13 protein-coding genes are annotated in these 22,413 nt (G+C 55.5%); 9 read left to right on the top strand and 4 right to left on the bottom strand.

Going from position 1 to position 22,413, the window contains the following annotated elements; all coding sequences use genetic code 11:
- Nucleotides 1–59: 59 nt before the first annotated feature.
- Nucleotides 60–3,059, bottom strand: a complete 3,000-nt coding sequence (locus tag RISK_RS21795; RefSeq protein ID WP_047816424.1) for an SNF2-related protein — start codon at nucleotides 3,057–3,059, stop codon at nucleotides 60–62.
- A gap of 34 nt (nucleotides 3,060–3,093) precedes the next feature.
- Here RISK_RS21795 and RISK_RS21800 point away from each other — a divergent pair, with 34 nt between their 5' ends.
- The 4 genes from RISK_RS21800 to RISK_RS31075 all read left to right on the top strand — a co-directional run bounded on the left by RISK_RS21800 (nucleotide 3,094) and on the right by RISK_RS31075 (nucleotide 6,061).
- On the top strand, nucleotides 3,094–3,519 hold the full coding sequence (locus RISK_RS21800) for a helix-turn-helix domain-containing protein (protein WP_236696557.1): 426 nt from the start codon (nucleotides 3,094–3,096) through the stop codon (nucleotides 3,517–3,519).
- A gap of 27 nt (nucleotides 3,520–3,546) precedes the next feature.
- Nucleotides 3,547–4,674, top strand: coding sequence for a DUF4268 domain-containing protein (locus tag RISK_RS21805; protein WP_047816426.1), 1,128 nt, complete (start codon nucleotides 3,547–3,549; stop codon nucleotides 4,672–4,674).
- A gap of 7 nt (nucleotides 4,675–4,681) precedes the next feature.
- Entirely contained in the window at nucleotides 4,682–5,638 is a 957-nt protein-coding gene (locus tag RISK_RS21810) for a hypothetical protein (protein WP_047816427.1), read from the top strand.
- A gap of 195 nt (nucleotides 5,639–5,833) precedes the next feature.
- Nucleotides 5,834–6,061: a hypothetical protein gene (locus tag RISK_RS31075; protein WP_236696558.1), complete on the top strand. Its 228-nt coding sequence runs from the start codon at nucleotides 5,834–5,836 to the stop codon at nucleotides 6,059–6,061.
- An 80-nt stretch (nucleotides 6,062–6,141) separates the two neighbouring features.
- On the opposite strand, the gene RISK_RS21815 is transcribed toward RISK_RS31075, so the two are convergent.
- A complete protein-coding gene (locus RISK_RS21815) occupies nucleotides 6,142–6,654 on the bottom strand; it encodes a GIY-YIG nuclease family protein (RefSeq protein ID WP_236696559.1) in 513 nt (170 codons plus the stop codon).
- Nucleotides 6,655–8,062: 1,408 nt separating this feature from the next.
- Here RISK_RS21815 and RISK_RS21835 point away from each other — a divergent pair.
- Nucleotides 8,063–13,900 (top strand): DUF3320 domain-containing protein, encoded by a 5,838-nt coding sequence (locus RISK_RS21835; protein WP_053061269.1) that lies wholly within the window; start codon nucleotides 8,063–8,065, stop codon nucleotides 13,898–13,900.
- 41 nt (nucleotides 13,901–13,941) lie between these two features.
- On the opposite strand, the gene RISK_RS21840 is transcribed toward RISK_RS21835, so the two are convergent.
- Nucleotides 13,942–15,201, bottom strand: a complete 1,260-nt coding sequence (locus tag RISK_RS21840; RefSeq protein ID WP_236696560.1) for a cation:proton antiporter — start codon at nucleotides 15,199–15,201, stop codon at nucleotides 13,942–13,944.
- 222 nt (nucleotides 15,202–15,423) lie between these two features.
- Nucleotides 15,424–15,777 (bottom strand): hypothetical protein, encoded by a 354-nt coding sequence (locus tag RISK_RS21845; protein WP_047816693.1) that lies wholly within the window; start codon nucleotides 15,775–15,777, stop codon nucleotides 15,424–15,426.
- A 554-nt stretch (nucleotides 15,778–16,331) separates the two neighbouring features.
- On the opposite strand from RISK_RS21845, the gene RISK_RS21855 reads away from it, so the two are divergent.
- The 4 genes from RISK_RS21855 (at nucleotide 16,332) to RISK_RS21870 (ending at nucleotide 22,396) form a co-directional block, all read left to right on the top strand.
- Entirely contained in the window at nucleotides 16,332–16,754 is a 423-nt protein-coding gene (locus RISK_RS21855) for a hypothetical protein (RefSeq protein WP_047816432.1), read from the top strand.
- A gap of 161 nt (nucleotides 16,755–16,915) precedes the next feature.
- Nucleotides 16,916–18,343 (top strand): efflux RND transporter periplasmic adaptor subunit, encoded by a 1,428-nt coding sequence (locus RISK_RS21860; protein WP_047816433.1) that lies wholly within the window; start codon nucleotides 16,916–16,918, stop codon nucleotides 18,341–18,343.
- Nucleotides 18,344–18,352: 9 nt separating this feature from the next.
- Nucleotides 18,353–21,808 (top strand): efflux RND transporter permease subunit, encoded by a 3,456-nt coding sequence (locus RISK_RS21865; protein WP_047816434.1) that lies wholly within the window; start codon nucleotides 18,353–18,355, stop codon nucleotides 21,806–21,808.
- A gap of 57 nt (nucleotides 21,809–21,865) precedes the next feature.
- Nucleotides 21,866–22,396, top strand: a complete 531-nt coding sequence (locus RISK_RS21870; RefSeq protein WP_047816435.1) for a hypothetical protein — start codon at nucleotides 21,866–21,868, stop codon at nucleotides 22,394–22,396.
- The last annotated feature ends 17 nt before the right edge of the window (nucleotides 22,397–22,413 follow it).

Genomic DNA, 22,413 nt, shown 5'->3' on the forward strand with positions numbered 1-22,413 from the left:
CCGTGCAATCAGGTTGGTTTGAATGGTATGTGTCTATCAGTTCGGTTTGACACGTCTGGTCAAACGACGGTCCAACGAATGAAAAAGAGTTGTTCGCTGGCGGTTTTCTGAGCGAGTCGTTTTTCCAGGCCGTCGACCAGTGAGTCACGCTTGTCCATGATCTCGTCTTCGACTTTGAAGATCTCTTGTCGCTGACGACGTTTAGCCTTTTCCAGCTTCTGTATCTCTTCCTGGATCGCGTGTTGCTCGGCCATCGTGGTCGCCTGTCGGGCTTCGCGTTGTTTGACTTTGATGCGTTCTTTGGTGTCACGCAGCGACTTTTCGGCGGCCAGGACCATGTCGTCGGCCCAGCTTTCAAGCTTTTCTCGAGCGGCCTGGAAGTGCTTGCTGTTGGACTCCAACGATCGGCTGACGTTGGCTTTGGTGTGAACTGCGGATTCGGTTTCAATCCGTGTGCGAACGTCTTCGGGAATGAGAGACAGTTCCCGTACCGTACCACCGCACTGAAACAGCTTTTCCATGGTTTCTTGATCGACCGAGCGACCGTCGTCATCAAAGCCTGAGAACAGCAGGTATTCCTCGGTCTCGTAGGACTGGATCGTTTGATGGATCAGGGCGGCATAACCGCTGCGTCCTTTCAAATTTTCGATCACATGAATGCGAGTCGCATGACCGGTGACATCGAATTCGATCGACGCGACTGGTGTAGGCGCTTGCTTGGCGGTCCCGACAACGTGTTCGCCAAGCGGATGAGACAATCGGTACAGATATTGGTCGGCATCGTAGGCGTTCGCGACTCCTGGCTCCGCGACGAGAGCAGGCGAATCGTCGGAAGGCGCGACATCGGACAAGGTTGAGAGAGTTGCCTTTTCGTCTTTCTCGTCTCTGTCGGGCTCGGGAGCGGCTTTTGAGATCAAGTGGTACCGACCACTCGGAACCGATTCGCATGGTGGGGCGTGCAGGTCAAACGTCAGTCGATCGTCGTTGAAACGTGCGTGCTGGTCGAGGACAAATTTGGTCACCGTCCAAAAACGCTTGCTGACGCGATCGAGCTGGGCTTTGGTATCGGCCAAACGCAACCGCAATCGCTGATGAACGTCTTCGTCGAAATAGTCGAACAGCGTCTGCTGAGTGTCCTGCATCCGCGAGGCGATTTGTTCCTCCATCTCCGATTGCAGTTCTTTGAAGGCTCCGTCGATCTCTTCGGGCGAGCGGCATTGCTGATAAATCGACAGGATTCGCTTTTCAAAGTCGACGCCGGATTCAATGGAGCCAAGGACATCGTCGGATGCACCGAAGACGCCGTTGAACAACTGAAACTTCTCGGAAAGCAATTCCAACACACGCTGGTCGGCAGCGTTGCGTTCGTTCAAGAAGTTGATGACGACGACATCGTGCTTTTGACCGTACCGATGGCAGCGTCCAATCCGTTGTTCGATCCGTTGCGGGTTCCATGGCAAGTCATAATTGACAACCAAAGAACAGAATTGCAGGTTGATGCCTTCGGCGGCAGCCTCGGTCGCGATCAGGATTGTGCCTTTGTCGCGGAAGTGTTCGATGATGGCGGTGCGAGCGTCCACGGCTCTGGATCCGCTCTCGCGACCGTCGGATCGGTTTCTCGCCACCCAGCTCTTATAGATTTCGTTTGCCTCGGGACCGCTGTTGGTTCCGTTGAATAGAACGACTTGGCCGGCGTAACCGTTGCTTTCGAGGAACGACTTGAGGTGATCCTGGGTGCGTCGAGATTCCGTGAAGATTAATGCTTTGCGAGCCGCCCCCAGCTCGGCCATCTTCTCGAAGCCCATTTCCAACGCCGTCAGCAACGTGCGTGTTTTGGTATCGACACCGATGCCGGCGGCCCATGTGGCCAAGCGATCGAGATCGGCGATCTCTTCGGCAAGCTGTTTTCGGTTGATGGGTTCAGCTTCGCTCTCGGTATCCGCGTCGCCGTCTTCGTCCTCACCAAGAATCTCGTCCAACAGCTCGTCTTCGAGCTCTTCGTCGGCAACCAGGTTTTCGACGACTTCCGGGTCATTGCCGAGTTTTTCGTCTCGCAGCGTTTCCAAGCGTGTTTTCAGCGTCGTCAGAGTGGCGGCGATGGCTTGAGAGGAAGATGCGAGTAGTTTGCGAAGGATCAGTGCGGTCAGGTGGCGTTGGCGTGCCGGCAGGGCGTAACTATTTTCTCGCTGCAGAAACTCCGAAACGGCTTCGTAAAGCGAGTGTTCGTCGTCACTGGGTCGAAACGGCCGCGTGATAGGTAGTCGTTGGGTGTATCGGATGTATTCGGTCACGTCGCTCCGCAGCGTTCGTTTGCAGAACGAGGCAAGCCGACCGCGAAGGGCGTCAAGATTGCTTCCGGCGGACGCGTATTGGGACCGAAACGAATTGACGTCACCGAATAGGTGTTCGTCGATCAAGGTCGAAAGACCAAACAGTTCCAGCAATGAATTCTGTAGCGGTGTCGCGGTCAGCAGTAGTTTGCGACAGCCTTCGGTCCCCCATCGAATGCCTTGACCGACTTTGTTGCTGGTTCGATACGCGTTACGCAGTTTGTGGGCTTCGTCGATGACGACCAAATCCCATGCGATCGTTTTCAACTCGTCGCGGATGCGATTCGCGTAGTTGAACGACATCACCAAGACGGCTTTCTCGGCCAATGGATCGCGGCCGGCTCGTTTCAAATCGCGAGCGGCCTTTGCATCCAGCACGAGCGTAGGCAGATGGAACTTCTCGGCCAGCTCCATCGCCCACTGCTTGCGAATGGAGGCAGGACCAATGACTAGGAGGCGGCGTTTGCGTTCGGCCCAAAACTGACACAAGACAATGCCGGCCTCGATCGTTTTCCCGAGACCCACTTCATCGGCCAGAATCACGCCTTTGGATAGCGGCGACTGCAACGCGAATAATGCGGCTTCGATCTGGTGCGGGTTCAGGTCAACCGCGGCGTCGAACAAAGACATCGAAAGCCGATCCAATCCGGCCGTCCCCTGTCGCGTCAGATCATGCGCGTAGTACTTCGCATGGTAAGGCGTCAATGTGGTTGGTTGTAAGGATGACATCGAGCGAGGTCGCGTTGGTTCTGCCGGTAGCTTGTTGACCAAAAAGTCTCGGAAGCATACCTTCTCAGCAGGGCGTTCACAATTAGAGGACCCGGTCAGCATGAATCGCAAATCCAACGATCGAAAATCTCGTGACTTCGGCGAGCGAGTGCGACAGCTAAGAATGGCTGCTTCACTTACGCAGCAGCAGGTCGCTGATCAAACCGGCGTCAGCGTTTCGTACATCAGCAAGGTCGAGAATGACCGCTTGCATTTCGGCGATTATCCATCAGAGAAATTCATCCATAAGCTGGCCGGTGAGCTAAAAGCGGATGAGGACGAATTGCTGCTATTGGCCGACAAGGTTCCGGTGTCAATTCGCAAGCGGATCCGGCAGCGGCCGGAGTTGTTTCGGAAGTTGGCAGCGATGGATAAGCAGTCGCTTGACGCGATCGAGTCTGTTGTCGACGCCAACACCTGATGCACAGCAAGAACCTCCGGAAAACTGATGGCCATCTACGAACTCAGCGACGACACGATTCGGAAAATCACTGAGACCACTTTCAGCACTGCGGGCGTGACTGAACGAGGCGATTTGCAGCGATTACTCCGTCGTCAAGTCGATGTAATAGCCCCCGATACACTTGTTGTCAGCGAAGAGTTTGGAGATTGGGAAGACTCCCGACGTCGGATCGACCTTCTTGCCATCGATCGAGACGCAAACTTGGTTGTGATCGAACTCAAACGCACGGAAGATGGCGGACACATGGAGCTGCAGGCGATTCGATATGCCGCCATGATTTCAACAATGACATTCAACAAGGTCGTTGAAATCTACGAACGCTACCTGCAACGCATTGGTGAAGACCTGGATCCAAAAGCAAGCCTGCTTGAGTTCCTCGATTGGGAATCAGTCGATGAGGAAGCTTTCGCGCAGGATGTCCGAATTGTCCTGGCTTCCGCTGAATTCTCAAAAGAACTAACCACGGCGGTGATCTGGCTGGGCGAGCGAGGGGTGGACATTCGCTGCGTCCGAATGCGCCCCTATCAGGATGGCAATCGTTTGCTTCTCGATGTTCAGCAGGTGATCCCACTTCCAGAAGCAACTGAGTACCAGGTTCAAGTCCGCGAAAAAGAGCAACGCGGTCGTCAAGAGCGTGCAGAACGGTATGGCATCCGCTACAAATTTTGGCAGCAAATGCTTCGGCGGTCTTTGGCGTGCACCCAGTTGCACGCCAACATTTCACCTGGCGAACACTCATGGATTGGCGCTGGTTCTGGAATCCGTGGCTTAGGATTTAACTATGTCATTAGAAAGGATGAGGCGACTGCGGAACTGTATATCGATCGAGGAGCTGGCCATCTCGAGGCCAACAAGCAGATATTTGATTGGCTGTTAGCTAGAAAAAAAGCCATTGAGCTGCAATTCGGCGGACCTCTTTCATGGCAGCGACTTGATCAAAAACGGAGCTGTCGAATTGCAGCCAACATTGGGATCGGAGGCTACAGAAGCGACGAATCATCCTGGCCTGCTATTCAACAGCAAATGGTTGATAACATGATAAAGCTTGAAGCGGCACTGCGACCACATTTGGAAGCTTGCCGAAACGAGTTGTCCGCTATCTCCGCAAGCTAAAACCAAAATGACCAGCATCTTCTCGACCTATTCGACCGGTGAGAATCGGGTCACGGCTTCTTGCCTTGCCGTTCTTCGATCGCTTTCGATTGATCGGATGGAGCGGTTGATCGGGGCTCTGTTGGAGCAATCAGAGTTCCAGTTGATTCGCTTTGAGAACCAACCGTCCAAGGGTGGTGCAGGCATTCCCGATGCAATCATCCAAAGCAGTTTGCGACTGCTGATCGAGACCAAGACTCAGCGGAATACGGTCCGAAAGGACCAGGTCATTCGCCATCTGGCTCTTCTGGATGAAGCCAGCGAAACCAACCTGACGCTGCTGATGCTGACGCCGGATGATGTGCGTCCGAAAACACTGGATGAGGTCAACGATGATCGTGTCGCTTGGACTTCGTTCACGACGCTGGATCAAGCGATCAATGAACTCTTGGAAGATCCCAAGGAGGTTGTGTCGGAACGCGAGGCGTTTTTGCTGCGTGAATTGCAGTCGATGCTGGAGACGGAGGGACTGACGGCCAGCCTGAATGACACGGTGGTCGTGGCCGCTCGGAATGCTTGGCCGGAATACCAGGAGTTGCATGCGTACGTCTGCCAACCGAATCGCTCCTTTCAAATCGTGCATCGGATGGGTTTCTATTCTCAGGGCGTGATCTATCCGTTGATCCCGCGGATCACGGCGTCGTTCGATGATGTGGTGATGGAGAAGAACTCCCACGCGGGAGCCTTGGGGCAATTGGTCAACACTTTGGTGGACGAAGGGCATCGGCCCGAAGGGGAACGATTCAAAGTCATGATGCTGTCGGCACCGGATTCGCCCGACACGATCACGTTGGACCAGCCCATCCCAAACGACAAACGTTCGAAGTCCGGCAAGCCGACTGCGTTCACGATGGGGCAACGCTACGTGCCCAGTGAGCGATTGCTGATCGCGAAAGTGACGTCGGATTTGGATGAGGCGGAGTAGGTGTGCGGCAAGCGTTGCGTGAATCCCTGCAGCGAGTCGTGTCGCCCCTTCAGGGCTTTTTTTTGCTTTCGATTTGGGATCCACGGGCTTGCGCCCGTGGCGACAACGTGTCGTCCCGTTGGGACTGAGTTGGATCGTGGCGATGGAGTTGGTTGGTGACGCCCCCGTGCGGATGCCAGTCCGTCGGATGCTGGGATGAAGTGCGAAGCGGGCGGCGAGTCGGATGTCGAGAACCTCTCAGGTCGCTATGGCTATTACCTTCGGTGCCGAGCTTGCAATCAAACGCAAAATTCGCCGCAGAAGTGCGAGGTGTGTGATGCGAAGGCGAAGCTTCGCAAGAAAGGGCCCTGCTTCTATCGCGACTGCGAGGCGTGCGGATCGCCAAGGTTGGTTCATACCAACCCGACGCCTGCCGAAGGTTGAAAGGGGCATCCGTGAGATCGATTTAATGGTGAGCCGATGAGTTGAATAGGCTGTGGTTCGCTGCGAAACGCTCCTGGCCATCAAAACAAGAGTTGTTCTTGGTGAGCTGGGGCGACTTCGTCGTTGAACTCGGTGGTTGCGTCTTGTGCTATTCGGTTTTCGATGAACGCTTCGATTTCGTTCTCGTAGGGGAACCAATGGAACATGAGTTGGGTGTTCACTTCATTCGTGTTGGCGTTGAACCACTCGCATCGTTTTCGCATGTCCTGGAACATTGCACGCCACTTCTTCTCTTTCGCGACGGCTTCGGACTCGGACATCACTTCGATGTGTTCCACCTTCAAGCGGAATGGGCATCCCGACTGCAGTTGATTTCGTCGTCGTGCGATGTTGGTGGATCGGCCGATCTTCACGAATCGTCTGCCGAGGAACTCGCTGGTGATGAAGTAGACGCCCGAGTTTGACAAGATGAAGTGCTTCCGGTCTTGAAGGTGATCGAACTGGCCGCGAAGAAAACGGATCCCTGGACAAGGAATCGATTCGTTCTGCTTGCGGAACGGTGCAGTCAGGTAGCGACAGACACTGTAATCCATCGCGTGCCTCTTTCACGCCCCTGCGTCCGCGTCACTGTCCTGGAGGAGACTGCCCGCGAAATCTCGGACGTCTTGACTGGAATGGTTTGATTCGATCAGCACTTCCGTGACAAGCCGGTGCCAAGTTTTGGACGTCTGGCAGTCCTTGAACAACCTTGTTGGATACAAGCCAGACGGTTTGGTTGCGGGCTGGAGAGCGTCAAAAATCCCCGGCTCTAGCTTGTCGAGCCGAACGAGCAGGATCAGTGTCCCGATCGCAAAGTACGGACGCTCCGTCTCTTCGGGTGGGCGTGTTTGCATGCACCAGCAAAGAAACTTCAGCGCCGCGTGCGAAGTCTTGTCGCCAAGTTTCATCGCACTTTCAACGAGCTGAATGATCGTCGAATCTTCCCCGGTAAAATAGCCTTGGTTCGCGGGTTCGCTCGCTGCGCGAAGCAACGCTACGCAGGTCGGCAGGAGTCTTTCGGCATTTGAAATGTCTTGGCAAGCGTGGTTGCTTCCACGTACAACCGGGGCTAACGCCCAAACGGCTCACACGGTGATGCCCGATCATTCCTGCGGACCTGCCTACGCACGCGAACAGACGCATCCAATGGCCTCGATCGCCAGTCGATCCAGGCGACCAACTTGGATCTTCCGGTTCCGACCACCGGATCAGCTCGAGAACCTCTTTCGGTTCCCACTGCATTGGGGCGAGGATTTTGCCGCTCTTGATCACCGCAAGCTGTTCAAGGTGCTCATCAAAAACCTCTCCGTAGTCCGCGGCGGCGATCTCACGAAGCATTGATTCATCCACGTTTGAAAAGACAATTCGCAGCAGATCGTCGCTGGAGGGTTCGAGTTGATCCAAGGATTGGTTTGACACATTTTCGGCGGAAACAAAACAGGCGGGGACCGACGACGAAACGAGACAGCAGAAGCGCCCGAAGGGTTCGTGACGGTTTGGTATTTCGATCACGATTGTCGATGCGACACCATCCCATGCGATTGCCCACCGAGACAACTGCCCGCAGCCAGTCCGCCTGTTCAAGAATTTGCCGAGTGCAGGCATTCACTTCGCCTGATTGGTGACAGAGATCGTGTGCTCACTTCCGGTGATCACCTTGTCGTGATCAGTTTGGGGCAGCGGGATTGTCCAAACGCAATCCCCGTGCATGCCTCGCATACGACGCAGTTCAACACGTCCTGCTTTGAGCTGGTTTGTCGCTCGTGGTGAGAATGGTGATTCCCATCGTTTGATAACACCACAACGTTCTGTTGTTGAGTGACAAAGTCAACGTAACCGGCATGTTCGTTTCATCGAAAATTCCGATTCGGCTCCGCGCATCTTTGCGAGATGTTGATTGGCTCGCAGCCATCTACAATCTCATCCCGCTTTCAGATAGGAACATTGGGCTGGCTTGACATCATGACTGACGAATTGAACGTGACTTCGGAACCTGTTTGCATCCAAGTGGAATCGGTTGATTGCTTGAACTATGCGTCTTGGCAGAATTCGGTCCCGCTGGTGAAGTCATTGCAGGTCCGAAACCGAACAGGCGAAGCGATTCAAGATGTCAGACTGTCGGTCGCTTCGTCACCGAGCTTTATCCGCCCCAAGCAGTGGGTGCTTGATCGACTGGATGCCAATTCCGAAAACGTGCTTCGTGATCGCGATGTGCAATTGGATGCAGACTACTTGAACGGTCTGAACGAAGCCGAACGCGGTGTCCTGAGGTTCACGCTCTGTCATGGTGAGAAAGTCATTGGGACGGCGGAGAAAGCAATTCGCGTTTTGGCCCGAGACGAGTGGGGAGGCTTGAATTCAGGAGGCGAGTTGCTGGCGGCGTTTGTGATGCCGAACGATCCCGCCATCGCGAAGGTGCTGAAGATTGCCAGCGATGTGCTAGCGAAACACGGCTACGACTCAGCACTCGATGGTTACCAGAGCCGTGACCCACGACGTGCATACATGCTTGTCGCGTCCCTGTGGTCGGCGGTCGCGTCTCGCTCGTTGACTTATGCGAACCCGCCACGAAGTTTCGAATTGGTTGGCCAGAAAACTCGTCGTCCCGCCACGGTGATGACGGATGGCTTGGCCACATGCTTGGACAGCACGCTGCTGTTCGCCGCCGCGATTGAAGCGGTCGGATTGAATCCCGTCGTGGTGATGGTGGAAGGTCACTGTTTCGTCGGCGCGTGGCTGATCGAGAAAACACTTGGGCATGTGATCGAGCGAGATTGCAGTGAGATCCGAAAAGCAATCGCCGCTCGCGAACTGATCACCTTTGAGACCACGCTCGTTACCGGACGTCCGCCAGCCCGATTTGAAGATGCGGTCAAAACAGCAACGGCAGCGACCAGCGAGGCAAAAGAAGACGCTTACCTCGCGACAATCGACATCGGGCGTGCGCGAATGAGCCAAATTCGTCCGCTCGCTTCGCATCAAGCCGCGGCGAACAACGCGGAAGAACCTCAAGAAGAACGTGGACCGCTTCCTTTGCCCGCCGCTCCCGCAATCGCCGATCTCGCAATGGAGGTGGCGGATGAGACGCCTGCCACGCCTGAAGGTCGCATAGACCGTTGGCAACGCAAATTACTGGACCTCTCGCTTCGCAATCGGCTGTTGAATTTCAAGCCGAACAAGCAATCGGTACCAATCCTTTGCCCTGACATCTCTTTGCTCGAGGATCGCTTGGCAGATGGCAAGAAGCTGCGGTTGCTTTCGCTGCCGAAGCAAAACCCGCTCGGCGAACGTGACGCGGAAACGCATCGTCAGCGAACCAGCCAGGATCTGGACGTCGAGTTTGCACGCCAGGCTTTGAATCGTGACGAAGTATCTTGCTCCCTCACCGAGGATGAACTGTCGAAACGACTGACCACGCTCTATCGCAACGTCCGGAACGATCTCTCCGAAGGAGGTTCGAACACGCTGTTTTTGGCAGTTGGATTCTTGCGATGGAAGCAGAAACCGGAAGAGTCCAAGACCTACCGGGCACCGTTGCTGCTGGTGCCCGTCAAACTGACTCGAAAAAGTGCGTTGTCGCCGTATTACCTCGCGTTGCACGAAGACGATGTCCGGTTCAACGCGACCTTGATTCAGTTGCTGAAAAAGGACTTCGATCGAGATTTGTCGTTCTTTGAGTCAGATCTTCCTCGCGACGAGAGCGGCGTCGATGTTCCGAAGATCCTTGCCACGATGCGTCGAGAAGTTCGCGATATTCCCGGCTTTGAAGTCGTCGATGAATCGGCATTGGGAACGTTCTCGTTCGCGAAGTATTTGATGTGGAAGGACTTGGTTGATCGCATCGAAGCGCTGAAGCAAAACCGAGTCGTCCGCCACTTGATCGACAGCCCCGACCAGGCGTTTGAATCCGCGTCGGGTTCGATCCCAAATCCTGGGGAGATCGACGTTCGGTTTGCTCCCAAAGACATCTATCACCCGCTCCCAGCCGATTCGTCGCAGTTGGCCGCCGTGATGGCAGCCTCCGAGGGGCAGGACTTTGTTCTGGTAGGACCGCCGGGAACGGGAAAAAGCCAGACAATCGCCAACGTCATTTCGCAGTGCTTGGCAGTTGGCAAAACCGTGTTGTTCGTTGCGGAGAAGACAGCCGCCCTCGATGTGGTTTACAGAAGGCTGAAAGAACATGGGTTGGGCGATTGCTGTCTTGAGCTGCATAGCAACAAGGCCGAACGCCGGAAATTCCTCGACCAATTGAATTCGGCATGGCAAAACAACCGGCGAGTCGACGAGAACGATTGGCTCACCATCAGTGAGCGTCTGAAAATCCGCCGAGACGAATTGAACGCCTACGTTGCCTCCATTCACCAGACGCATCCCAACGGCTGGTCCGCATTCGAGGCGATGGGCACATGTGTGAAAAGTGGCGACCAACCAACGCCGCCTTTGGATTGGGCCGACAACGTGCAGCACGATCGCGACGCCTATCAAAACCTAGCCCGCATCGTCGATTCACTGGCGCTCACCTACGGCGCGATCGATCCCGCATCCGCGTTGCCGATGGTGAAGAAGACGCAGTGGTCAGCCTCATGGGAGCAAACGCTGCTTGCTCAGTGTGGGCAGTTGCAGAGTGTCGCGAGTGATTTGAGAGACGCATTGCAAGTCTTTGCCAAAGCGATCGGCATTGGCCCGAAGCTGGATTGTTCGTTGGCGGAAATGGATGGTTTAAATCGGTTGGCAAGGTCCTTGGTCGATTGTGCCGGCGAGGATGTTCGCATGCTGTTCCACAAGCAATTTGCGAAATTCCCCGCGGCCAAAGCCGAATTGGCATCCGCGATCGACGCCTACCGTGACGCGATGCAGTCCATGGACGCGGACTACGCTGATTCGCTCGACACAATTCCGATTGAGGAGATCGACCAAAGCTGGCGTCAAGCGGTTTCAGCATTCTTTCCGATGTCATGGTTCGCCAAGCGAAAGGTGACTCGTCTGTTGCAGACATACGCATCGAGTGGTGTCGCCAATCCGGAAACGGATATCGCGGGCGTTCGATCGGTCCGACAGCAATTGACGACCATCGCGGCCAGTCCGCTCGCTCATCAGACAAGCCACTGGAATGGCACCGAAACCGACACGTCCAAGCTAGAAACTCAGGTGGCAAAGGCCAGCGAACTTCGCTCTTCGATTGTCGCCATCGGAAAACTGCTGAACGCGACGAACGAGATTTCAAAAGCAGTTCATCCGTCTATCAATGGAGAGAACGTTGAAGCACCTCCGTTCGTGGCTGCCGCGCAATTCCAGAAAGCGACGCAAGCATTTCTAGTTGGTATCAAAGCGTTTTCAGATGCCTCCGGGGCGATGCCTCTGTCAAAAGAGACCTCGGGAATCGTCGAAGCCGCGATCGCCGCCGCGCAGGGCGTTGAAACGAATCGAAGTGGCCTGCAACGTTGGACGTCGTGGTGTGAGGTAAAGAAGGAGGCGAAGACAGCGGGGCTCGCTTCTTTCGTAACCGCCCTGGAGCAAGGCGAATTGAACGCGTCCGACTTAGTCGACCGTTTTCGGCTGGCCTACGCGAAGTGGTGGATTCGGGGCGTGATCGACCGGGACGATGTCCTGCGCTCGTTCCAACGCTTCAAGCATGAAGATGCGATCGCTGACTTTCGGGAATTGGATGAGCAGGCCCGAGCGGCAGCATCGACGCGTGCCAAACAGGCGATTTCGCACAACTTGCCTGTCGAAGGCATTCCCAAGAAAAGTGAACTAGGGCTGCTACGTCATCAAATCGGATTGACTCGTCCCAGCAAGTCGATTCGCGAGGTGATTAGTGCGATGCCGGAGGCGTTCGGAAAGCTTGCGCCGTGTTTGCTCATGTCCCCGCTTTCGATCGCACAGTACCTGCCGTCGGACCAGGCCTTGTTTGACGTCGTCATCTTTGATGAAGCGTCCCAGATCACGACGTGGGACGCGATCGGTGCGATCGCTCGCGGCCGACAAACGATCATCGTGGGCGACCCCAAGCAACTGCCGCCGACAAACTTCTTTGGTCGAACCGACGATGATGAAACCAATGACGATATCGAAGATCACGAGAAAGACCTCGAAAGCATCCTGGACGAAGCGAAGGCATCGGGACTGCCAACACTCCAGTTGAACTGGCACTACCGCAGTCGCCATGAATCCTTGATCGCGTTTTCGAACTGGAACTACTACGGCAACAACTTGGTCACGTTTCCCGCGGCGGAATCGGAGGATCGGGGCGTCTCGTTCGTCCACCTTCCCGATGCGGTCTACGATCGTGGCAAGAGCCGCACCAATCGCAAAGAAGCAGAAGCGATTGTTCGCGATGCCGTCGAGAGGATGAAACGCAATCTCAGTCTGCCGGAAGAGAAGCGATTGACGTTTGGTGTGATCACGTTCAACTCTCAGCAACAGTCGCTGATCCAAGACTTGTTCGATCAAGCCCAGCGAGATTGCCCCGAGTTGGATTGGTACTTTGCCGACGAACGGATTGAGCCGACCGTGGTGAAGAATCTCGAGAACGTCCAAGGCGACGAGCGTGATGTGATGTTGTTTTCGATCACGTTTGGTCGCGACATCTCCGGCAAGAGCATCCCCCTGACCTTTGGTGCGTTGAATCGTGACGGTGGCGAGAGGCGATTGAACGTGGCTGTTACAAGGGCACGACAGGAACTGGTCGTCTTCTCGTCCTTCAAGGCTGACGAACTCAATGCGGAACGATCCAAAGCTCGAGGCGTGAGCGACCTGAAAGCGTTCCTGGAATACGCCGAGAAAGGTCCCGAAGCAATCGCGGCACGGATCGAAGGGAGTGTCGGTGGATTCGATTCGCCCTTCGAGGAGGCTGTTGCGGAGGCGTTGCAAGACAGGGGATGGCAAGTCGTGCCGCAAGTCGGCGTGTCTGGATTTCGCGTCGACCTGGGTATTCGACATCCCGACAAACCAGGAGCGTTTCTATCCGGCGTCGAGTGCGATGGAGCGACTTATCATCGCAGTGCGGTGGCCCGCGACCGAGACAAGACTCGGCAGTTGGTGCTGGAGAACCTTGGTTGGAACATCTTGCGAGTTTGGTCGCCCGATTGGTGGTACGACGCGAAATCGGCAACAGAAACGCTTGACCAACAATTGTCTGAGTTGTTGGAACAGTCGCGAAGCGAAGAATCCGGGATTTCCAAGCCAGAAATCGAAACCCCACAAGCAGTGCCTGACGAAGCAGAACCTGCTAACGCCCCCTCCCAGCCGGCCCAGGCCGATGAAGAGTCATCGGCAAGCTCCGCCGCGAACAACGATTCCAATGCCAACTATGCTCGCGTCCAGTTACCGGACACATCTGGCAACCAAGATCGGTTTTACGACGCGTCCTACGATGACGAACTGAAGCAGATGGCGATGGAAGTCTTGAAACAAGAAGCCCCCATTCGCGATGATGTTCTCGCCAAACAGATTGCCCGCGCACATGGATTCGCAAGAACGGGAGCCAACATCCGAAACCGCATCCTGGAACTGCTCGGGGACGTGGTCGCAACCGACGAATCGACCGGCCGCTTCCTCTGGTCCAGCGAAGAGCCACAGACGGTCGTGAATTTTCGGTTCGCTCAATCAGACGATGACCGACGCAGCGTCGATGAAATCTCCATTGCCGAGCTTTCCGGATTGATCCATCAGCAGCGAGAGCTCTTGGCGGAAGACGATCCCGCTATCGCATTGGCTCGCAGTATCGGTCTGGCACGCTTGTCTCAATCCGCCCGAGATCGAATTGAGGAAGCGATTCGAAAAGTCTGCGAGGATTGATTGACGTACGGACTGGCCATCATCGTCGCATCGGAGCACGATCATGAAGTGGCGGGCGTTGTTTTGGCATCCTTTTCTTCGGCGTACCTTCGCATCATCAGCGATGCGACATTGCTGTGGATCATGATCGAAAGTGTGATGGTGGTGAGGACGATTCCAGCGAGTCGATTGGCGATGGGATCCTCCAGTCCATGACTGATCGCGTAGCTCAGGTAGTAGAGTGATCCGATTCCGCGAATGCCAAACAGAGAGATCAGGATCTTTTGCGAGAAGCGGATGTCTTTGAGCGCCAGTGCGAGCAGCACGCCGATTGGTCGGAACAGGAAAAACACGAGCATCGCGATCCACCAATCGCTCGCCATGGTCCAGTGGGAAGTCGCGAGGGCGCCCACCAGCACAACAACGGCGACTTCGATGATGTGTCCGAACTGGTCGTTCACTTCGGTCACCGTGTGCATCAGCTTGTCAGGCTGCTCGTCATCAGATTGCCGGTCCGCGTACCGTCGCATCGCAACGCCCGCAGCAAAGACCGCCAGGAATCCATAGGCGTGGAGCAACAGTGCTGCTCCATAGCTCAGTCCGATCAGTCCCAGCGTCAACGCTTCTTCGCAGGCGGCGGGCGAGTTGGCTTGCCGTTTGATCCACACTGCCGCGCGGCTGACCGAGTAACCGCTTATCCAACCCACACCGAGTCCTGCTGTGGTTGCCCACAAAAGATCCACCGTGATCCATCGCCAACCATATTCGCCGAGTTCATGGTGCCCAAGCAATCCCAGGCCAAGCATGATGAATGGAAAAGCGGCACCATCATTGAGCCCCGCTTCTCCGGTGAGTGCGTATCGCAGTCGATCGGTGTCTTGATGATCTTTGACTTGCACGTCACTGGCCAGGACTGGATCCGTCGGTGCGAGAACGGCTCCCAGCAAGATGGCGGCTCCCAAGGGCAAGTCCAGCAACATCGTTCCCACGATGGCGACTCCGGTGATCGTGACGATCATTGTCACGGATGCCAGTGGAATGGGTGCCCTTAGGTAGTGCTTCCACTGTGGCTTGAGTTGCAATCCGGCGGTGAGCAAACTGATCAAGACAGCGACTTCGGTCACTGATTCCACCACTTTGACATGTTTGATCAACTCGAAATCGAGCAATCCCAGTCCCCACGGTCCGATCGCGGCACCGATCAACAGGAAGATCGCGGGCATCGACACCGGCCAACGTCGCAGCGGCCCTCGGCCCAACGCAGCGAGCAGAAAGATCAGGCCCAATAGAAGCGACCATGCGGTCACCGGTTCAACTTTCATGGTGGCATCTTTGTCTTCCTGCACTGGCATGGAGATCCAGTTGCAGTGGGCACGGTCCTAGGGAAGAGATCGCCGATTCCGCTTGATGGGCACTCCAGAAACCGGCGTGAAGTTCCCCTGAGAGCGTTCCGTGCTTTGCACTCGCCTCCACCCACACGAGTCACCGGGGCAACGCCTCGGTCACTCATGGGGTCGTTCCGATCTTGCCCGCGATCCTGGCGATTAGCTTCGGGCGCGATAGCCATAGGCATGTTGGATGTAGGCTCGATCGGCTGCGTAGTCGCCGTCGTACTCCTCGCGTAGATGTCGATCGACGTTGTCGTTCCAATTGGGATGCTCAGCGCCCAAACGGTGCTGGGCCGTGTAGCCAAACCGGAAGGCTTGTTCCCGGTTTTCAAAGGCATCGTCCGAGCCAGACATTTGTTTCAGCGTGTCATCGACATCTTGGTCCATGTCGCGTGACGAGTCGGAGCCAAAGTCCGCTTTGGTTTGTTCCCAGTCATTAGCGAACGCCTTCTTGACGCGTTCCCAAGTGCTGAGGTCGTCGTCGGTGTAGGTGTATGCTTGCGTGGCCATCAGTGAATCCTTGTGGAATGGGGATCGGTTGCTTGAGCAGCAGATTGCGTTGCCCAAGAGATCTCGTTTTCCAGGACCAAGTAGCAAACGCTGGGCCGATTGAGGTGTCGGCTTTTCTTCCCAAGCCGAATTCACACGATGCTGCAAGCAAGCAGCGCCCATTCAAGCGATGCATTTTGGGGAGGCCCGCGAGTCGCGGACGATCAACACGACGTCGCAGAAGCGGCGAAAGTTGACATTTCGCATTCGATCCTGCCGTCGGAGTTGGATGCAACCACTTGAACTGGCAAGTATTGCCACGGGGATTCTGTCTATTGCGAGCTATCGCAGGTTCAATTTGACAATCGTTCACAGCCCAATGATGTTCGTCATCCGTGGTTGCATGGGGTTGTCAACGGATGAAACTGGTTGGCGATTTCGCATCGGCAGCGAATCATGTCAATGACGCTCGATCAAGTCCTGAGGGTTGACGTTGGCCGTGTCGGGGTTTTCCGTCACTAGGTACTTGCTTGGTCGCTATAGCGAATCTTCGAATTGGCAGTTAAGCTGTTTGCATGAACCGTGTTCTTTCACTACTGCTGATTCCCCTTTTCGTGCTCGGGCAATGCTTGCCTCATTCGCACGCGGGTAGCGGCGTGGCTGAATCGGACGGTCATACTTTGCGGCCGCATGTGCATATGCACGGTCACGCCCATGACGACCATCATGAGCATGACGGTGAAGGCGATACGGCATCGCCAAACGACTTGCTTTCGCTAGCTGCCGAACACGATTCGGATGCCGTCTATTTGGCTGCTTCGGGTCATTCGCTGACGCGAGCTTCGGGGGTGATCGGGCTTGAGTTCCACTCGGTAGACTGGGTCGCGTTTTCAGATCCGCTTCCCGTCGCCCTTCGACCAAGATGGCGCACCAGTGATCCGCCGGATCGCTATCGGACGCTGCCAATCTATCTTCTCACGGCCTCTCTTCGGCTGTAGCGGACGCCTGCACACACTCGTTGACTGTGTTGCCCCCGCCTCTCCATAGCGAAACTCACTGAGAGTTTCGATCCACCACGTCGGCCCAGCCGAAAGTCTCTCCGGATTTTCGCTGCCGGTCTGTGCTGCCCGCTGAGAATCCGTCGAGAACGAACCCCACAATGAAACACATCACATCCGTTCTGAAAGCCCTGGTCGGGCCAGGGATCATCATCGCTGTTGTCGCCGCGATTTGGTTCTTCCGAGCAGAATTGTTCGGTAGTAGAGAGTTGAGCGAAACGCCGACTGCTAGCTCGTCGGGCGAGTCTGCCGAGAAGCAAACGGTGCTTGAGATCAGCGAGCAAGCAAGGAAAAACCTTGGCTTGTCGTCCGCTCCCGCGAAGCCGCAAGCGTACTGGCGATCAGTCACGATTCCTGGTGTCGTGGCGGATCGGCCGGGTTTGTCGGATCGTGGTGTGACATCGCCCGCTGTTGGCATTGTGACCGCGATTCACGCGTTTCCGGGCGATACGATGGGGCCGGGCGATGCCTTGTTCACGCTTCGATTGTTCAGCGAATACTTGCAGAGCACGCAGACGCAGCTCTTCAAGGCGAATCAAGAAACGGGCATCATCCAGGAACAGATCGACCGCTTGTCTGGAGCCGTTCGCACTGGTGCGGTGTCCAAGGCGAAGATGATCGAACTGCAAGCAGACATGAGCCGTCAACAAGCGATCATTCAATCCTCTCGGCAGGATTTGCTGACGCGAGGCCTGCGTCCTGAGCAGATTGATCTCGTTCAACAACAAGGGCAGTTCGTCTCAACGATCGAAGTCACCGCTCCTCCACCATTGGCTGGACAAGTCGCTTCAACCGGCGAACCCAGTAACCCCGTTCAGCAAGCGAGTCTGATCACAGATTCCGTCTCACCGAGCGAAATTGCCTATGAGGTTCAAGAGTTGAGCGTGGAGATGGGTCAGCAGGTGCAGGCCGGCCAGTTGCTTGCCAAGTTATCGAACCATCAATCGCTGTACGTGGTCGGACACGCCTTCAAACGCGAAGCGTCGTTTTTGGAGAAGGCGGCGGCGGAGAATCGTCCCGTGGAGATCGAGTTTGCGGAGGATAAAGCCGGCGATTGGCCCATGATCGAGCAAACGTTTCATATTCGGCATCTATCGAATTCGATCGATCCTGCTAGCCGCACCTTTGACTTCTTTGTCCCTTTGTCGAATCAGTCGCACGCCTACACGAAATCGGGCAATCAGTTCTTGGTTTGGCGATTCCGTCCTGGCCAACGAGCAAGGATTCGCGTTCCGGTGGAACAATTTGAAAATGTCATCGTTGTGCCCGCTGAAGCCGTGGTTCGGGAAGGCCCTGAGGCGTATGTGTTCCGTCAAAACGGCGACCTCTTCAAACGGTTTCCGGTTCATGTCCTGCACGAAGACCGTCAGTCAATAGTGATCGCCAACGACGGCAGCATTCCACGTGGGAGCTACTTGGCCCAGAGTTCCGCCGCATCGTTGAACCGAGTCTTGAAATCGCAAACAGCCAGCGGCGAGCAGCCCGGCCTCCACGTCCATCCGGACGGCACTGTTCACGCCGCACACTGAGAATTCAACATGCTCGATTCTATTATTAGGTTCTCATTGCGTTACCGCATGCTGGTCGTCGTGGTCAGTTTGGTCGTGCTGGTCTACGGCTCGTACCTTGCGACGCAAATGTCGATCGACGTCTTCCCAGACCTCGACCGGCCTCGCGTAGTCATCATCACCGAAGCACCGGGCTTGGCGACCGAAGAAGTCGAAACGCTGGTCACTCAGCCGATCGAAATCGCATTGATGGGTGCCAACGGAGTGCAAGCCGTTCGCAGTCAGTCGACATCAGGTTTGAACATCATCTTTGTCGAGTTCGATTGGTCGACCGAGATCCGTGCAGCTCGCCAAACCGTGCAAGAACGACTGACAACACTCGAAGGAATCTTGCCAGCGGGAATTCAGCCTCAGATGACACCGCCCTCCTCGATCATGGGCCAGATCGTCGTCGCAGGCATCTATCGACAAGACGGTCCCGATGGCGGAAAGCTTGCTCAAGTCGGAACGACCAATCTGATGGCGGAAATGACCGTGGCCGATGGTCAAACGCCGCACATCGAAGTTTGGCGACCAGGCGATCGACACGATTTTGCAACGTGGGAGAAACTTGCGCCGAAATCGGTTGACTGGTCGGCGGCAGAGGAACCGAACGTCGGGACGGCGACGATTGAGATCGACGGACGAACTTATGAAGCCAACTTTTATTCCGACGCCAAGCAACAACTTGAACTGCGTACGATCGCCGATTGGATCATCCGGCCTCGCCTATTAAAAACAACCGGCGTCGCGGAAGTCTTCATGCAGGGCGGCGATCGAAAACAGTATCAAATCCTGATCGATCCCACTGCACTGCTGGAATACGACATCACGGTGCAGAATGTCGAGAAAGCACTGCGGGAAAGCAACATCAACACGAGCGGCGGATTCGCCGTGACGGGCGAGACGGAGCGTCCGATTCGTGTGCTTGGGCGACTCGGGCCGCAACCGAGAGTCGTCATTGAAGACCTCAAAAAGGTTCCCGTCGGCAGCAACCCCAAACGCTCCGTGTTGCTCGAACAGGTCGCTCGAGTCACCGAGGGACCTCAATTGAAGCGTGGCGACGGAAGCGTCAACGGACGGCCAGGGATCGTGTTCACGACGGTCAAGCAACCGCATGTTGATACGCGAAAACTGACCGACGACGTTGCGGCGGCGTTTGCGGAGGTCGAAGCGTCGCTGCCAGCCGACATCATCGTCAACAGCGAATTGTTTCGTTTGAAGAACTTCATTGACCGTGGAATCTTCAACGTTGCGGAAGCACTTGTGATCGGTGCGGTGCTGGTCATCATCGTCTTGTTTCTATTCCTGCTGAACTTTCGTACGACGTTCATCACGCTCACCGCCATTCCGCTGTCGCTTGTGTTGACCACGCTCGTCTTCCGTCTGGTCGGAATCCTCAGCGGCAGCGAACTGTCGATCAACGTCATGACGCTCGGCGGTATCGCCGTTGCCATGGGTGAATTGGTCGACGACGCGATTGTCGATGTTGAAAATATTTTCCGACGTCTTAAGCAGAACAACACCCTACCAACCGAAGGGCAAAAGCCGTCGATTGTCATTGTCTTTGAAGCTAGCAGAGAGATTCGCAGCTCGATCGTTTTCGGCACCGCGGTTGTCATCCTTTCGTTTCTGCCGCTCTTCGCACTCTCGGGCGTGGAAGGCCGTTTGTTCACACCACTCGGGTTTGCGTACATCGTTTCGATACTAGCATCGTTCGTCGTGTCGATGACCGTCACGCCGGTGCTTTCGTATTACTTGCTGCCCAAGTCAGGTGCGACCCACCGTGAAGGCGATGGGTTCTTGCTACGCGGGCTAAAGAACCTCGTCACGCCGCTGATACGACTTAGCATGGCGATGCCTCGCACGCTGCTGCTCCTGACCTGGATCGCCGTTGCGCTCGCGGCTTGGCAAATGTCCAAATTGGGCAGAAACTTCTTGCCGCCTTTTGACGAAGGCAGCATCCAAGTGAACGTGACGCTTCCGCCTGGTTCGTCGCTGGATGCGTCGAACCAAGTTTCGCGTTCGATCGACGCGGTCTTTCAGTCGATGCAAAAGACCGATGAAAGGCCCGACGGAGAGATTCTGTATTTCGTTCGTCGAACCGGTCGGGCCGAGATGGACGAACATGCGTCGCCAGTGAATTTCGGCGAATACATTCTCAGCATGAATCCGGATTCCGAGACCAATCGCGAAGACATCCTGGCCGAGTTGTTGGAGAAGATCAGCGATGAAGCACCGGGCGTGGACATTGAAGTCGAACAACCGCTTGCCCACTTGATCAGCCACATGGTTTCGGGGGTCTACGCTCAAATTGCGATCAAAATTCACGGGGATGATCTCGACACTCTTGGCCGAGTCGCCGAGCAAGTCAAAAACTCGATCCAAGACATTCCTGGCATCACGCCGCCGATTGTCGAGCCAATTCGCGAAACGGCTGAGTTGCATATCGAATTGCGTGCGGACGACTTGGCCCTGCACGGATTGTCGCGAGAGTATGTCGCCAACGTGTTGCAAACGGCTTTGCAAGGCGAGGTGGTCTCGCAAGTACTCGAAGGCCAACGGCGCTTTGATCTGCTTGTTCGCTTGGAAGAGGAGTATCGGGCGGACTATGCCAATCTCGGGCGTCTTCGCATTGACTTGCCGCATCAAGCCGACGAAACCGAACGCGGGCAGATTGCACTGCGAGAGGTCGCAGACATCGGTGAAGGCACCGGGCCAAACTCCGTCAATCGGGAAAACGCCCGCCGACGGATCGTAATCCGCTGCAACACGCAGGGCCGCGATCTTGCCAGTGCGGTGGGTGAAATCAAACAACGAGTCGGCGATGAAGTGCAAATGCCGGTCGGCTACTTCATCGAGTATGGCGGGCAGTTTGAAAGCCAGCAGCGTGCGACTCAGCTAATCGTCGTGCTGGCTGGCATCTCCATCGTTGGCATGTTCGTGGTGCTAATGCTGCTGTTCCCATCGGTTCGGATCGTCCTGCAAGTTCTCAACGCCCTGCCGACTGCTTTTGTCGGCGGTGTGCTGGCTTTGGTCATCACGCAGCAAAGCCTCACGGTCGCCAGCTTGGTTGGCTTCATCTCGCTTGGTGGGATCGCGGTTCGCAATGGGATCCTTTTGGTAACGCACTATTTCCACTTGATGAAAGAGGAAAACGAAGACTTCTCGCAAGCGATGATCATTCGCGGAAGTCTCGAACGACTCGCACCCGTGTTGATGACGGCACTTACCGCCGGCATTGGACTGATCCCATTGGTTCTAGGTGGTCAAGAACCTGGACGTGAGATTCTGTACCCGGTGGCAACGGTCATCCTTGGTGGATTGACCACGTCAACGTTTTGCGAATTCCTGATTCACCCCGGACTGTTTTGGAAGTTCAGCGGCCGAGACGCCGCAAGGCTTGCCGAGCAAGAAACAGAGGAGGACGAACTGGCAATGATTTGATCCACACACCCGACTGGTACGACAAAACTCTCACTTCCTATCCAAAGGAACTATTCCATGAAGATTCAAAACACGTTCACCTCACTGTTCACCGTCGCTTGTCTTTTTGGCTTCGTCGGCTGCAAGCAAGAAACCGCATCAACAACACCAACGCCAAGTGTCGAAACAGAGGACCACGGACACGAACACGCCGAAGGCGATGAAATGGATCACAGTGTTACCGGTCATGGCCATGGCACTGGCCCTCACGACGGCACGATCGCCGACTGGGGCGGCGGGAAATTCCACGTCGAATTCACAGTCGATCACGACAAGACTCAAGCAACGGTGTATGTGTTAGGTGGCGATGAAAAGACACCCGTCCCAATTGACGCAGAAACCATCGAGCTGAATATTGTCAATCCAGAAATGACGGTGACCCTGAATGCTTCGCCGGAAGAAAACGACCCCAACGGCAAAGCGTCACGATTCATCGGCACGCATGAAAAGCTTGTTGTCGTTCAAGAGTACGAAGGAAGCATGACAGGTGTGATTGATGGCACGCCGTACTCAGGCGACTTCAAAGAAGAAGCTCACGACCATGAATAGGCTGCACTCTTTCAACC

The organism is Rhodopirellula islandica (assembly GCF_001027925.1).
GTDB classification, from domain to species: domain Bacteria; phylum Planctomycetota; class Planctomycetia; order Pirellulales; family Pirellulaceae; genus Rhodopirellula; species Rhodopirellula islandica.